The organism is Dyadobacter sp., assembly GCF_017744695.1.
Lineage (GTDB): Bacteria > Bacteroidota > Bacteroidia > Cytophagales > Spirosomataceae > Dyadobacter.
This window is the reverse complement of sequence record NZ_JAGIAS010000006.1, coordinates 512,994-526,770: the sequence shown is the minus strand read 5'-3', so window position 1 is coordinate 526,770 and position 13,777 is coordinate 512,994. Positions and strand designations below refer to the sequence as shown.

The 13,777-nt window shown below is 50.0% G+C and carries 10 protein-coding genes; 9 read left to right on the top strand and 1 reads right to left on the bottom strand.

Annotated elements, in window-relative coordinates; genetic code table 11:
* The first annotated feature begins 59 nt into the window (after positions 1-59).
* The 7 genes from atpA (at position 60) to J7619_RS22855 (ending at position 7,065) form a co-directional block, all read left to right on the top strand.
* On the top strand, positions 60-1,637 hold the full coding sequence (atpA, locus tag J7619_RS22885) for a F0F1 ATP synthase subunit alpha (RefSeq protein ID WP_106597775.1): 1,578 nt from the start codon (positions 60-62) through the stop codon (positions 1,635-1,637).
* Between the two features lie 90 nt (positions 1,638-1,727).
* Positions 1,728-2,612 (top strand): ATP synthase F1 subunit gamma, encoded by an 885-nt coding sequence (gene atpG / locus J7619_RS22880; RefSeq protein WP_291204173.1) that lies wholly within the window; start codon positions 1,728-1,730, stop codon positions 2,610-2,612.
* Positions 2,613-2,763: 151 nt separating this feature from the next.
* Positions 2,764-3,495 carry an outer membrane lipoprotein-sorting protein gene (locus J7619_RS22875; RefSeq protein ID WP_291204172.1) on the top strand — a complete coding sequence of 244 codons (732 nt, stop codon included), beginning with the start codon at positions 2,764-2,766 and terminating at the stop codon, positions 3,493-3,495.
* Between the two features lie 127 nt (positions 3,496-3,622).
* Positions 3,623-4,150, top strand: coding sequence for a YceI family protein (locus J7619_RS22870; RefSeq protein WP_291204170.1), 528 nt, complete (start codon positions 3,623-3,625; stop codon positions 4,148-4,150).
* A gap of 184 nt (positions 4,151-4,334) precedes the next feature.
* Positions 4,335-5,330 (top strand): mevalonate kinase, encoded by a 996-nt coding sequence (locus tag J7619_RS22865; protein WP_291204169.1) that lies wholly within the window; start codon positions 4,335-4,337, stop codon positions 5,328-5,330.
* A 161-nt stretch (positions 5,331-5,491) separates the two neighbouring features.
* A complete protein-coding gene (gene galU, locus J7619_RS22860) occupies positions 5,492-6,355 on the top strand; it encodes a UTP--glucose-1-phosphate uridylyltransferase GalU (protein ID WP_291204167.1) in 864 nt (287 codons plus the stop codon).
* A gap of 20 nt (positions 6,356-6,375) precedes the next feature.
* A complete protein-coding gene (locus tag J7619_RS22855) occupies positions 6,376-7,065 on the top strand; it encodes an SDR family NAD(P)-dependent oxidoreductase (RefSeq protein WP_291204166.1) in 690 nt (229 codons plus the stop codon).
* Positions 7,066-7,182: 117 nt separating this feature from the next.
* Here the strand turns inward: J7619_RS22855 and J7619_RS22850 are convergent, their stop codons facing one another.
* Positions 7,183-8,475 carry a hemolysin family protein gene (locus J7619_RS22850; RefSeq protein ID WP_291204165.1) on the bottom strand — a complete coding sequence of 431 codons (1,293 nt, stop codon included), beginning with the start codon at positions 8,473-8,475 and terminating at the stop codon, positions 7,183-7,185.
* A gap of 144 nt (positions 8,476-8,619) precedes the next feature.
* On the opposite strand from J7619_RS22850, the gene J7619_RS22845 reads away from it, so the two are divergent.
* Both J7619_RS22845 and J7619_RS22840 read left to right on the top strand, forming a co-directional pair.
* Positions 8,620-9,825 carry a DUF763 domain-containing protein gene (locus J7619_RS22845; protein ID WP_291204164.1) on the top strand — a complete coding sequence of 402 codons (1,206 nt, stop codon included), beginning with the start codon at positions 8,620-8,622 and terminating at the stop codon, positions 9,823-9,825.
* Between the two features lie 233 nt (positions 9,826-10,058).
* Positions 10,059-13,490, top strand: coding sequence for a PVC-type heme-binding CxxCH protein (locus J7619_RS22840; RefSeq protein ID WP_291204162.1), 3,432 nt, complete (start codon positions 10,059-10,061; stop codon positions 13,488-13,490).
* The last annotated feature ends 287 nt before the right edge of the window (positions 13,491-13,777 follow it).

Below are 13,777 nucleotides of genomic sequence, written 5' to 3'. Positions count from 1 at the left end.
TACCTTTGCGGCAGTTTTCAGAAAACTTACTACTATACTCTAAATAAGTCAATTATACTATGGTATCTGTTAGACCGGATGAAGTTTCGGCCATCCTGCGCGAACAACTTGCAGGCGCTAGATCAGAAGCAGAACTCGAAGAAGTAGGAACAGTCCTTCAAGTTGGTGACGGTGTTGCCCGCATTTATGGTCTTTCCCAGGTACAGGCAGGTGAGCTGCTTGTTTTCGAGAATGGCCTTAAGGCTCTTGCTCTTAACCTCGAAGAGGACAATGTGGGTGCCGTATTGCTGGGGGATTTCAGTGACATCAAAGAAGGTGCTACTGTAAAACGTACCAAAGAAATCGCTTCCGTGAAAGTGGGTGACGGAATCATCGGCCGTGTGGTGAACACGCTGGCTGAGCCGATCGACGGAAACGGACCTATTACCGGCGAGACTTTCGAGATGCCTATCGAGCGTAAAGCTCCGGGGGTAATCTACCGTCAGCCGGTAACCGAGCCGCTCCAAACCGGTATCAAAGCGATCGACGCCATGATCCCCATCGGACGCGGACAGCGCGAGTTGATCATCGGTGACCGTCAGACAGGTAAAACTGCGGTGGCGATCGACACAATCATTAACCAGAAAGAGTTCTACGACAAAGGAGAGCCCGTATTCTGTATCTATGTTGCCTGCGGTCAGAAAGCTTCGACTATCAAGTCGATCGAAGCTACCCTCCGCAAGTATGGCGCGATGGATTACACGGTAATCGTAGCGGCAGGTGCTTCGGATCCTTCTCCGATGCAATTCTATGCTCCGTTTACAGGTGCTGCGATCGGTGAATACTTCCGTGACACCGGCCGTCCTGCACTCGTAATCTACGATGACCTTTCGAAACAAGCGGTGTCTTACCGCGAGGTATCCCTGCTCCTCCGTCGTCCTCCGGGCCGCGAAGCTTACCCAGGTGACGTATTCTACCTCCACAGCCGCCTTTTGGAACGTGCTGCGAAAGTAATCGCTGACGACAGCATTGCTGCGAACATGAACGACCTTCCGCCTTCATTGAAAGGTAAAGTAAAAGGTGGTGGTTCACTCACAGCCCTTCCAATCATCGAAACACAGGCTGGTGACGTTTCGGCTTACATTCCTACGAACGTAATCTCGATCACCGACGGCCAGATCTTCCTCGAATCCAACCTGTTCAACTCGGGTATCCGTCCTGCGATCAACGTAGGTATCTCGGTATCACGTGTGGGTGGTAACGCGCAGATCAAATCGATGAAGAAAGTTTCGGGTACCCTAAAACTGGATCAGGCGCAGTTCCGCGAGCTGGAAGCATTCGCGAAATTCGGTTCCGACCTCGATGCCGCTACCAAGCTGGCGATCGACCGGGGACGCCGCAACCAGGAAGTTTTGAAACAAGCACAATACGCGCCGGTTCCTGTTGAATTACAGGTAGCGACCGTTTACGCATCCACCAAAGGTTTGCTGGATACCGTAGACGTAGCCCGTGTGAAAGAATTCGAAAAGGATTTCACGACAGTATTGGCTAGCCAGAATAAAGAAGCACTCGCTGCTTTGCGTGCCGGAAAACTGGACAACAGCGTAACAGACGTTATCGAGAAAGTAGCTAAAGAAGTTGCTGTAAAATATCGTTAACACCGGTAAAAATGCCGGAGCATAATCCGTTCCGGCATTTTCCTAGTACATATATAATAGGATCACCGGATCGCTTAAAACCCCCAGAAAATGGCCAGCTTAAAAGAAGTACGTAACCGTATCGTTTCGGTTAATTCCACACAGCAGATCACCAAAGCCATGAAAATGGTGGCGGCAGCCAAGCTGCGTCGTGCACAGGACAGCATTCTGCAAATGCGCCCTTATGCACAGAAGCTTGGGGAAATGCTTCTGACAGTTTCGTCAGCATCGGAAAGCGCTGCCGACAGCCCCTTGAAAGCCGTTCGCGCGGTAGAGAAGGTGCTTGTCATCGTCGTAACTTCCGATCGTGGATTGTGCGGAGCATTCAATACCAATGTTATCAAGGCTACAATCCAGCTGATCGAGTCGAAATATGCGGCTCAGGCAGCGAAAGGAAATGTAGAGATTTTTGCCATCGGTAAAAAAGGCGCTGAAACGCTCGTACGCCGCGGGTTCACCGTTAACACTGCTTACACCGACCTGTTCGGCCGCCTGAGCTTTGTAAACGTGAAAAGTGCTGCGGAAGAAATCATGAAAGATTTCTCCGAAGGTCGTTACGACGCGGTGGATATCGTATACAACGAGTTTAAGAACGTTGCGACGCAAATCATCCACGCCGATCCTTATTTGCCGATCGTAGCTGAAAACAAATCGACCAAGTCGAAAAAGACCGAGGTTAACTATATTTTTGAACCAGCCGAAGAAGAAATCCTTGCGGAACTGATTCCTAAGTCGCTGAAAATCCAGTTGTACCGTGCCGTTCTCGAATCCAATGCATCGGAACAGGGAGCACGTATGACAGCCATGGACAAGGCAACGGAAAACGCACAGGAATTGCTGAAAGACCTGCGCCTCGTGTACAACCGTACGCGTCAGGCAGCGATTACGAAGGAGATCCTCGAAATCGTAGGTGGTGCCGAAGCATTGAAAAACTAGGGTTACCTCCAACCATATTCCAAACGGCCGGATTACAACAATCCGGCCGTTTTTTTGTTTATTTACTAATACCCTAACCTTCTGACAACACCTGACTACACCTGACTATTCTTGACTACACCTGACAACCATTACCAACCAACCACACCATATGCAACATTCCAAAAGCCTTTTCAAACTACTCGCATTTTTGATTATCGCAGTTTTTACCCATGCCGTAAGCGCGCAGACGGTTGATGAAATTATTGCCAAACACGTGAAAGCGATGGGTGGCGACAAGCTCGGCAAGCTTCAAAGCATGAAGATTTCCGCAGAAATGGACATTATGAACATGAAAGTACCGATTACAACGATCATCGTTCAGAATAAAGGCTTCCGAAGCGAGAGTACTGTCCAGGGAATGACAGTCGTGCAGGCAGTGAACGGCAATACCGGATGGGCGATCAACCCGATGGCCGGCAATAACAAACCGACGGCATTACCGGAGGATGCAGTAAAATCCCTATCCAATGAAACCGACCTTACTGGCCTTTATAATTACAAAGAAAAAGGTTACAAGGTCACGCTGGACGGAGAAGAAGACCTGGCTGGTGCGAAGGTGTACAAGGTGACCATGACATTGCCCGGTGGCGTCCGCAGGGTCAACTATATTTCCAAAGACACATTCTACATTTTGAAGATCGTGGCCCAAACCCAAGTCAATGGCCAGGATGTTATGTCGGAAAACGTGCAATCCGATTTCCGCGCGGTAGACGGCATCTATTACCCGTTTGCCTCCGAGGTAACGACCTCCGCAATGCCCGGCACCAAGATGGGGCTAAAAATCACTTCCCTTGAAGTGAATCCCATAGTAGATCCCAAAATTTTCGAAATGCCTCAATAGACGCTCCCAAAGCACTTTTGAAATCCCGGAATAAATTTTTTGGGATTTTTTTTATGCATTTGAAACTAAATTTCACAATTAGATGTATATACATTAAATGTAATTACACATAAAAACAACAAAGACAATGGCTACTACTAAATGGGTAATTGACCCAACACATTCAGAAATCCAGTTCAAAGTGAAACACCTTGTGATCTCCACAGTAACTGGCGCATTCAACAGCTTCGAAGGCGGAGTTGAAACAACTAGTGACGATTTCGACGGTGCTACCGTCCATTTTTCTGCTGATGTAGAAAGTATAGATACCAAACAAGAACAACGTGACCAACACCTGAAATCAGCTGATTTCTTCGACGCTGAGAACCACCCAAAACTGTCGTTCACAGGTAAACTGGCTAAGAAAAGCGGCGACAACTACAACCTGACAGGCTCGTTGACTGTAAAAGGTGTAACCAAGACTGTTGATTTCGCTGCCGAATTCGGCGGCAACATGACCGACTTCTACGGCAACAACAAATCAGGCTTCGAGATCAACGGTAAAATCAACCGTAAGGACTTCGGCCTGGCTTGGAGCGCAGTAACGGAAGCAGGCGGTGTGGTTGTAGGTGACGAAGTAAAACTGATCGCGAACGTTCAGGTCGTGAAACAATAATATTAATAAACCGTTCCTCTTAAGAAAAGCGTGGATATTTTTATCCGCGCTTTTTTTGTTTCCAGGCCGTTCATTCATAGATTTCAAGCCGCATTGGGTAAAATTCCGAAATACCTGCTTATAAGGGCAAAATGGTATTTTATCGTCCAGATAGTTATTACTTCCGGCTAAACACGCATTTACATTGATCATTGAAACACGCGCCTATGCCCGTGCGGGGCTTTTAGGCAATCCTTCTGACGGCTTTTTCGGTAAAACGATTTCCATATCCGTAAGAAATTTTGGGGCTTCCATCTCGCTCTACGAGTCGCCCGAGCTGCATATCGAACCTCAGCCGCAGGATCTGAACACGTTCCGCAGCATTTTTCACCTGCGCGATTCGGTGAATATGCTGGGCTATAACGGCGGAATCCCGCTCATTAAGGCCGGGATCAAGAAGTTCGGGGATTATTGTGAGGAGAACAATATCAAGTTGCCTAATAAGAACTTTACAGTCCGCTATCGCTCTTCGATCCCGCGCCAGGTAGGCATGTCGGGTTCCAGCGCGATTATCGTCGCATTGTTCAGGGCACTGATGCAGTTTTACAAGGTTGAAATACCTCTTGAAATATTGCCCCAGCTGGTCATGGTAACTGAAACCGAGGAGCTAGGCATTACCGCCGGCTTGCAGGACCGTGTGATTCAATGCTACGAAGGCTGCGTGTATATGGATTTTGATAAAACCATGATCCAGACGCAGGGCCACGGTCGCTACGAGCGCATTAACCCCGAGTTGCTACCGAAACTGTACGTGGCTTACAATACCAATCTCAGCAAGGTGTCGGGTAAGGTGCATAACGACGTGCGCACGCGCTACGACCGCGGGGAGCAGGAGGTAATCGACGTACTTGGCCAGATTGCCCAGAAAGCGGAAGACGGCCGTACCGCATTGCTCGAAGGCCGTCCCGACGACTTGCATTCGCTCATGAACGAGAATTTCGACTTGCGCTGCAAGATTTACAATGTACCAGAATCCAATAAAAAGCTGATAAACGCCGCTCGCGCATGCGGAGCATCCGCCAAATTCGCAGGCTCCGGCGGCACGATTATCGGCATTTATAAAGACGACGATATGCTGAACCAGCTTTTCGTGCAATTGAAGAAATTCAATGCACGGGTGATCAGGCCGTTTGTGGTTTAGCGGCTATAAGCTGTAAGCCTGAGGCTGTAAGCTCTTTTGAAATTGCCTATCACCATCTGACCGTTTAAATATCAACGCAGTTCGATTCTATAATTAAAAAAATACCAAAGCCAAGCTTATAGCCTATCGCTTATAGCTTACAGCCTTTTACCACCAAACCTATGATTCGCAAAGCCGTTATACCTGCTGCCGGACTTGGAACCCGATTCCTGCCGGCAACCAAATCGATGCCGAAGGAAATGCTACCGATCATCGACATCCCGACCATTCAATATGTGGTGCAGGAAGCCGTAGATTCGGGTATTGAAGATATTCTGATCATTTCCGGAAAAGGCAAGCGTGCCATCGAAGACCATTTCGACCGGAATGTGGAGCTCGAAAGCCGTCTGGAAGAGAAGGAGGATTTGTTGTGGTTCAATGAGATGCGCCGTCTGGCAGACATGGCCAACGTACATTTCGTACGCCAGAAAGAAGCAAACGGCCTTGGCGACGCGATCTATTACGCACGTCACCACGTGGGTAACGAGCCATTTGCCGTATTGCTGGGCGACACCATTATGGATTCGGTGATCCCTGTAACACAGCAATTGATGGATACCTACGAACAATACGGTGGCTCGGTGATCGCCGTCGAAGAGGTACCTGCCAACAAGGTAAATCGATACGGTATCGTCGGCGGCACCTCGCTGAGCGACTCCATTATGGAGCTCAGCACGCTGGTAGAAAAGCCAGCCATCGACAAGGCCCCTTCCAACCTTGCCATTGCCGGACGCTACGTTCTGACCCCGGAAATTTTCAACACCATCGAACAGACTCCGAAAGGTAAAAACAACGAAATTCAGCTCACCGACTCGCTGTTGCTCCTTTTGAAGCGCGAGAATATCTTTGCACACCATATCGAAGGGAAGCGCCACGATATCGGCGACAAATTGGATTATCTCAAAACAACTGTCGAGTTCGCATTAAAAAGAAAGGAGTTTGCCGAACCATTCCGGAAATTCCTGGTTGATATTCTAAACAAATAAGCATTTAAAAAGCCATAACCATGCCCAAACAAGTAATTGTCACCGGAGCCACGGGAAACCTCGGTAAAGATGTTGTGAAAAAATTGACGGAGCTTGGTTATGGCTTGCATATTAATGTCCGCGAAGGAAAAACCAATGCATACGCCGACAATGCAAACGTTTCGAACTATCTCGCAGATCTGGCCAATGCAGAGCAAGCCGAATTATTCGTAGCCGAGGCCATTACCAATGCAGGAAAAATTGATGCCGGCATATTGCTCGCAGGCGGTTTTGCTATGGCCAAACTGACCGACACGACCGACGCCGACATTGAGCAAATGATGGCGATGAATTTTAAAACGGCATTTCACATCGTAAAGCCTTTGATGAAGCATTTCGAGGCAAATGGAGGCGGACAATTCATTTTCATAGGCGCGCGCCCCGCGCTCGTACCTGAGGCGGGTACGGGAAGTTTTGCCTATACACTTGCCAAGACATTGATTTTCCAGATGGCCGATCTGATCAACGCGGAAGGGAAATCGAAGAATATTACTGCAACGGTCATCGTTCCAAGCATTATCGACACGCCCGATAACCGCGCTGCGATGCCCAATTCAGATTTCAGCAAATGGATCCCGGCCTCAGACATGGCCGAGGGTATTGCGTTTGTTTTAAGTGATACGGGGAAAAAATTGCGTCAGACAGTTTTGAAGCTCTATAACGAGGCTTGACAGAGTCAGCGGTCGGCTAACGGTGGTCGGCCGTCAAACCTTTCCTGACAAAACTTAACTCCAACGTCTGACCACACCTGACTATGCTTGACCTATGACTCATCGGCGGTCAAATCACTAACTATCAAGCACCGCGATCTTCACCTGCGAAATCGTGCTGCGCTGCTTTTTGAGCACAGTAAACTCGTAGTGTTTCGTATTGAGTTTCTCACCCACCGCGGGAATGCGCCCGAACTTCCAGATCAGATAACCGGCCAGCGTTTCGTAGTCGGGGCGTTTGGTAATGTCATGCGGCAACCTCTCATTCAAATCCACGATAGAGGCTGCACCCTGCACGGTATAGGTATTATCCGCTTCGTTTTTGACGACCGGTGCTTCATTGTCGTATTCGTCCTGAATTTCTCCTACCAACTCTTCCAGGATATCCTCCATTGTTACAATGCCATCCACGCCGCCATATTCGTCGACGATCACAGCCATTTGCTGACGGCTCACCTGAAATTCACGCAATAAAGCGCCAATCGGTTTCGAGCCGTGGACCGTCGCGATGGGCCTGATCAGCTCGCGGAGGACGATTTCCTTACCTTGCCGCATTTTGAGCAACAAGTCTTTCAAATGCAAAACACCGATTACCTGGTCCAGGGTATCTTCATAGACCGGCATTCTGGAATAACCTTCTTCTATTACTTTTTCGAGTTTAACATCCGTGAAGTCGTTCACGTCAATCCCCACGACTTGCGGGCGTGGAATCATAATTTGCCGTGCTACCCTTTCCGAAAAATCGAATGCATTCTTAATCAGGTCATAATCTGCCGCCTCAATCATGCCGCTTTCCTTTTGTTGCTGAACGAGATAGCGCAATTCGTCGCTGCTGTGCACTTCACTACCGTGTGACGGCGTAATGCCGACACCTTTCAGAATCACATTAGCAATGCCGTTCAACAGCCATACCACCGGCCTGAATATCAGGAAAAAGCCATGCAACGGATAGGACAAAGCCAAGGTAGTCGACTCCGGCCGCTGGATCGCGATCGACTTCGGGGCGAGCTCACCAAATACAATATGCAGCACAGTGATGATAGCAAATGCCGTAGGTAATGCAATATGGTGCGCCACTTCCGGGTCGATGGAAAGGCCCACGAGGTCCATTGCACCAATAATCATTTTCGAAACGACCGGCTCTCCTATCCAACCCAATCCAAGGCTCGCAAGCGTGATCCCGAACTGGGTAGCGGCCAGGTAGCCGTCGAGATTAGAGACAATTTGTTTGGAAAGAATGGCCATCCGGTTACCTTCCTGGGCCTTCTGTTCGAGCTGTGAGGCACGGATTTTGACTATTGCAAACTCGGCAGCGACAAAAAAACCATTGAGCAGAACGAGTACAAGGGTAATGATAACCTGTAAAACCATGGAGGCCGGAGAATCCGTTTTGAAGTGAAAATGCGTTTTAAAGCTGCATTTTAACAAAAAATTGTACCATTGAGAAACCCATAGCCGCATTAATACATGTGCGGCGACCTGCTCCTACCCGATTTTTTGTAAATTGAATGTTCTATGAAAAGTGGTCACGCCGATTTACCCCTGCATTACGGGAAAGTGCCCGTTTGGCTCGCACAACGTATGAGCGCGCTCGGTGGCGCCATTGTGGAGGCGATCGTGATGGAGTACGGGCGCGATGCATTGCTGCAAAAAATGAGCGATCCGTTCTGGTTTCAGTCGCTGGGCTGCGTGTTGGGAATGGACTGGCACTCGTCGGGCATTACCACGTCGGTAATGGGCGCTTTGAAGCAATCTGTAAATCGAAGATCCACGGATTTAGGCATTTACATTTGTGGCGGCAGGGGTAAATATTCGAGGCAAACGCCTGCCGAACTGCTGGCGATTGCGGATAGGACAGGCCTGGATGGCAACCTCCTGGTGCATCATAGCAAGCTCTCCGCCAAAGTCGATAACACGGCCATTCAGGACGGGTTTCAATTGTATTTGCATTCGTTTGTCCTTTCGAAAGAAGGCAACTGGACGGTAATCCAACAAGGCATGAACACCGACGACCGACTCGCCCGCCGCTACCACTGGCATTCCCCGAGTATCCAATCGTTCATCGAAGAGCCCCATACATTCATTTACGGGCAAAATCAGGGTAATATCCTTAACCTGACTGCCAAAGCAGCCGCTCCAACCCGCACCGGCATTCTCGAACTGACGAAAGAAAATCCTGACAAAATTATGCGGGAGGTTTCAAGGCTCGTCATGCCCGACCACCACGACGTCCGTGCCGAAGATGTGAATCTCAAACGGCTGGGCGCGGTACTCGCATTGGCACACGACAATCCGGTGGATAATATGGAGTCGCTGCTCATGCTTGAAGGCGTCGGCCCGCGCACGATCCAGTCGCTCACGCTCGTGAGCGAGATCATCCATGGCACCCCGTCGCGGTTTAGCGATCCGGCACGTTTCTCGTTCGCCCACGGAGGCAAGGACGGCCACCCGTTCCCGGTGCCTATCACAGTATACGACGAGTCCATTCTCACTCTCGACCGCGCCATTCAGCTTGCCAAAATGGGAGATAAGGATAAATCCGATGCCTTGAAAAACCTCTCCAAAGTGTCTGCGCAGCTGGAAAAAGATTTCGAGCCCAATAACCGTTTCAATGACATCGTTCAGCATGAACGGGACAATTCCTGGAAATACGAAGGCCGGACTGTACAAGGTAAGGCCAAGAAACCGAAGGGCTGGGATGGGCAGCTGGAGTTGTTTTGAAAAAATATCAAAATCTGCACAGAATTGGATGTTTGTTCGGCATATCCGGTGATGGAAGATTTCGATATTTCGGTGCGCGAACTGCTGACGACTCATATTGCCAAATAAATTACCATTCCAAGGTTTATCTGCATTCTTTCCAGACAGTAAAAGCAATTATTAGCCCCATTTTTAATTCCTTTGTATCCGGTTCATAATTGAGCCAGACTAATCTGCATTAAGCAACGTCCTCAATGATCTCCAAAAAACATCTCAAAACACCTCTAACCCTGATGGCAGCTACCACGGTGGCGGTAGTGTCGTGTATGAAAATGGCTCCGATGTCGTCGGGGCCGGTCGTGAAGACCAACAGTACCAAAGTAGTGGTGAAAGAAGATCCCGCTACCGGTAAGGCACATGCCAAAGAAATCCGTGAAAAAACAGCCGTAAAACTGGCTGATGGCTTAAAGCTCGACCTTTGGGCATCCGATTCACTGGCTCCGGATCCGGTAGCCATCGCCATGGACGATGCCGGAAGGGTATACCTCAACCGGACTAACCGCCAGAAAAACTCCGAATTCGATATCCGCGGGCACCGTAACTGGATCACCGAATCCATTGCTTTGCAGACTGTGGAAGACCGCCGCAAATTCCTCCACAAGACATTTGCTCCTGAAAAAAGCAAGGAAAACAGCTGGCTGAAAGATCTCAACGGTGACGGTTCGCACGACTGGAAGGATTTGGCAGTTGAAAAAGATGAAGTTTGGCGCATTGAGGACACCGACAACGACGGCATCGCCGACGTATCGATGCGCATCCTCGACGATTTCTTCGACGAAGTTTCCGACGTTGCCGGCGGCTTGCTCGTGCGGGCGAAAGACATTTTCGTAACGATCGCGCCGGACGTGTGGCGTTTGAGAGATACCAACGGAGATGGTGTACTGGATGAAAAAACATCGATCAGCCATGGTTACGGCGTACATATCGGTTTCAGCGGACATGGAATGTCCAACCCGATAGAAGGTCCCGATGGCAAGATTTACTGGAATATCGGAGACATTGGCGCGAACATTACCACTGCCGAAGGCGTGAAGCACGAGCATCCCAACTCGGGTATCATCGCCCGCTCGAACCCCGACGGCAGCGATTTCGAAATCTTCGCGCACGGGTTGCGTAATACGCACGAGTTTGTTTTCGATGAATATGGTAACCTCATCAGTTCCGACAACGACGGCGACCACCCTGGCGAAAGCGAGCGCCTGGTTCACGTGGTAGAGGGCTCCGACGCCGGCTGGCGCTCCAACTGGCAATATGGTAAGTACACCGACCCGAAAAACAACAGCTACAAGGTGTGGATGGACGAAAAGTTGTTCAAACCACGCTGGGACGGGCAGGCCGCATATATCATTCCTCCTATTCAAAACTACCACAACGGCCCTACCGGTATGCAATACAACCCGGGAACCGCGTTGGGTAAGGAGTGGAAAAACAAGTTCTTCCTTGTCGAGTTCGTAGGTAACCCCGCGCGTTCGCCAATCTGGTCGTTTGGCTTGAAACCCAAAGGGGCTTCTTTCGTGCTGGATGGCGAGAAAAACATTCTGACGGGTATCCTGCCGACCGGTATCCGTTTCGGCCCGGATGGTGCATTGTACGTAGCCGACTGGATCAATGGTTGGGATACTAAAAACTACGGCCGTGTCTGGAAACTCGACGTGACCGACGAGAAAAATGACTTGAAGGCGATCCGCACTGAAACCAAACGCCTGATGCAGCTGGATTATACCAAACAATCCGACGATGCATTATTACCGTTGCTTTCGTACGAAGACATGCGTATCCGCCAGAAAGCACAGTTTGAGCTCGCTTCAAGAGGTGCGAAAGGTGCTGCGGTATTGAGCAAGGCCATTGAGCAAAAAGGTAACCAGTTCGGCCGCATTCATGGCATCTGGGGAATGGGGCAACTCGCTCGTCAGGATAAGGCGTATGCCAATGTGCTGATGACTTTGTTGAAAGATTCCGACGAAGAAATTACGGTGCAAGCCGCAAAAGTGCTGGGCGATGCTAAAATCGCGGAGGCCGGCCCGATGCTGATCCCGATGTTGGCGAGCAAAAATCCGCGCGTACAATTCTTCGCAGCGCAGGCACTTGGCCGGGTAAAGGATAAGAATGCCGTGCAGCCTTTGATCGATATGGTGAAAGCCAATAACGATCAGGACGTGTACATCCGTCACGCGGGCGTGCTGGCGCTCTCACGCATCGGCGAGGTCGCACCGATCGCCGCATTGGCCAACAGCCCGGAAAAATCGCTGCGCATTGCGGGCGTACTCGTGCTCCGCCGCATGAAAAACGAGCAAATCAGCGCGTTCCTGAAAGACAAGGACGAATATATCGTAACAGAAGCTGCGCGCGGCATCAACGACGACCTTTCCATTCCTGCCGCATTGCCCGCACTGGCAGCCGTGCTGAATGAAAAAGGGTTTACTTCCGAACCATTGCTGCGCCGGGCGATCAATGCGGCATTACGCGTGGGCGGCGATGCACAACTGAACGACCTGATCGCATTTGCAAAGCGTAAAGATGTGGACAAAGCGATGCGCGCCGAAGCATTGGCGACGCTCGGAACCTGGGCAAGTCCATCGGTAACCGACCGCGTCGACGGACGCTACCGCGGCCCGATGGAACGTGATCCGGCGGGTGTGAAAGCAAAAATCAAACCGGTAGTGGCCGATCTTTTACAGGAAAACGAACCGGCGATCCTGATCGCGACGGCGCAAATGCTGACGAACCTTAATGTGAGCGATAACAACGCGGCGCTGGCGAAAATCCTGAACGACAGCAACGATCCGAAAGTCCGGGCCGCAATGCTTGTCGCACTGAACGACCTGAAATACTCGGATATGGAAACGGTCATGAAAAAAGGCATGAGCGACTCCGACGCCGACGTTCGTACTGCCGCATTAGGCATGGTAGGAAGCGTTAATATGTCTAAAGAGGCATTGGCAGATATTTCCAATACCATTTTCAAAAAAGGAAGCGTCCGTGAGCAGCAGCAAATCCTGAAAGTATTGGGTAGCCTGCCTGTTGCCAAAACGGAAACCATTCTGACTGGTCTGATCGGTAAAATGGCGGATAACAAGTTACCGCAAAACCTGCTACTCGACCTCGGTGAAGCGGTCGACTCTACCAAATCCAGCACGTTGATTGCCAAAATAGCGCCGCTGCGTAAGCAAGGCAACACCGCAGCCGATTATCAGGACGCATTGTTTGGCGGAAATGCGCAGGCGGGCCGTCGCTACTTCATGACCAGCTCCGCTGCTGAATGCGTGCGCTGCCACTCGATCGGTGGCCAGGGCGGAGAAGTAGGTCCTAACCTTTCGAACATCGGTAGTGTTCTCACGCGCGAGCAAATCCTCCAGGCGCTCATCGAGCCTAGCGCGCGTCTGTCGCCTGGCTTTGGAATGGTAATGCTGACGTTGAAAGACGGAACTTCGGCCGCGGGTATCCTGGCACAGGAAAACGAGCACGAACTGATCCTGAAAACCTCGGAAGCGGAACCGCTGAAAATTGCCACTTCACGCATTGCGAAACGCGAAAACGTACCGTCCAGCATGCCGCCGATGGGCAACATCATGTCGAAGAGAGAGATCCGCGATGTGGTAGAGTTCCTTTCGAATTTGAAGAAGTAAACTCAAAATTACCATACAGCATCTAACCCCGGGATTTGATCATTCCGGGGTTTATTTTTATGTAACCGGGATTATTAATGGAATGTTTATGGTATTCCGAAATGAGTATATTTGAGCCACGATGTTTCGGCATAAAATGTAGGAGCAAGGACATATTTGATAAAAAGCAAATTAGCAGTTCGGCAGCGTTCAGGAGGCTTCTCCGGAGCCCAATTGATATATGATCGTTTGGTTTTACTAAAACAGGGTGCCGCTCTGCGGCCAGGCAATAGAGATGTGTTATTGAA

What these genes read in the sequence shown, in the direction of transcription:
- atpG (WP_291204173.1), top strand. Translation starts at nt 1,728, where the DNA reads ATGGCCAGCTTAAAAGAAGTACGTAACCGTATCGTTTCGGTTAATTCC.
- J7619_RS22855 (WP_291204166.1), top strand. Translation starts at nt 6,376, where the DNA reads ATGCCCAAACAAGTAATTGTCACCGGAGCCACGGGAAACCTCGGTAAA.
- J7619_RS22840 (WP_291204162.1), top strand. Translation starts at nt 10,059, where the DNA reads ATGATCTCCAAAAAACATCTCAAAACACCTCTAACCCTGATGGCAGCT.
- atpA (WP_106597775.1), top strand. Translation starts at nt 60, where the DNA reads ATGGTATCTGTTAGACCGGATGAAGTTTCGGCCATCCTGCGCGAACAA.
- J7619_RS22875 (WP_291204172.1), top strand. Translation starts at nt 2,764, where the DNA reads ATGCAACATTCCAAAAGCCTTTTCAAACTACTCGCATTTTTGATTATC.
- J7619_RS22845 (WP_291204164.1), top strand. Translation starts at nt 8,620, where the DNA reads ATGAAAAGTGGTCACGCCGATTTACCCCTGCATTACGGGAAAGTGCCC.
- J7619_RS22850 (WP_291204165.1), bottom strand. Translation starts at nt 8,475, where the DNA reads ATGGTTTTACAGGTTATCATTACCCTTGTACTCGTTCTGCTCAATGGT.
- J7619_RS22870 (WP_291204170.1), top strand. Translation starts at nt 3,623, where the DNA reads ATGGCTACTACTAAATGGGTAATTGACCCAACACATTCAGAAATCCAG.
- galU (WP_291204167.1), top strand. Translation starts at nt 5,492, where the DNA reads ATGATTCGCAAAGCCGTTATACCTGCTGCCGGACTTGGAACCCGATTC.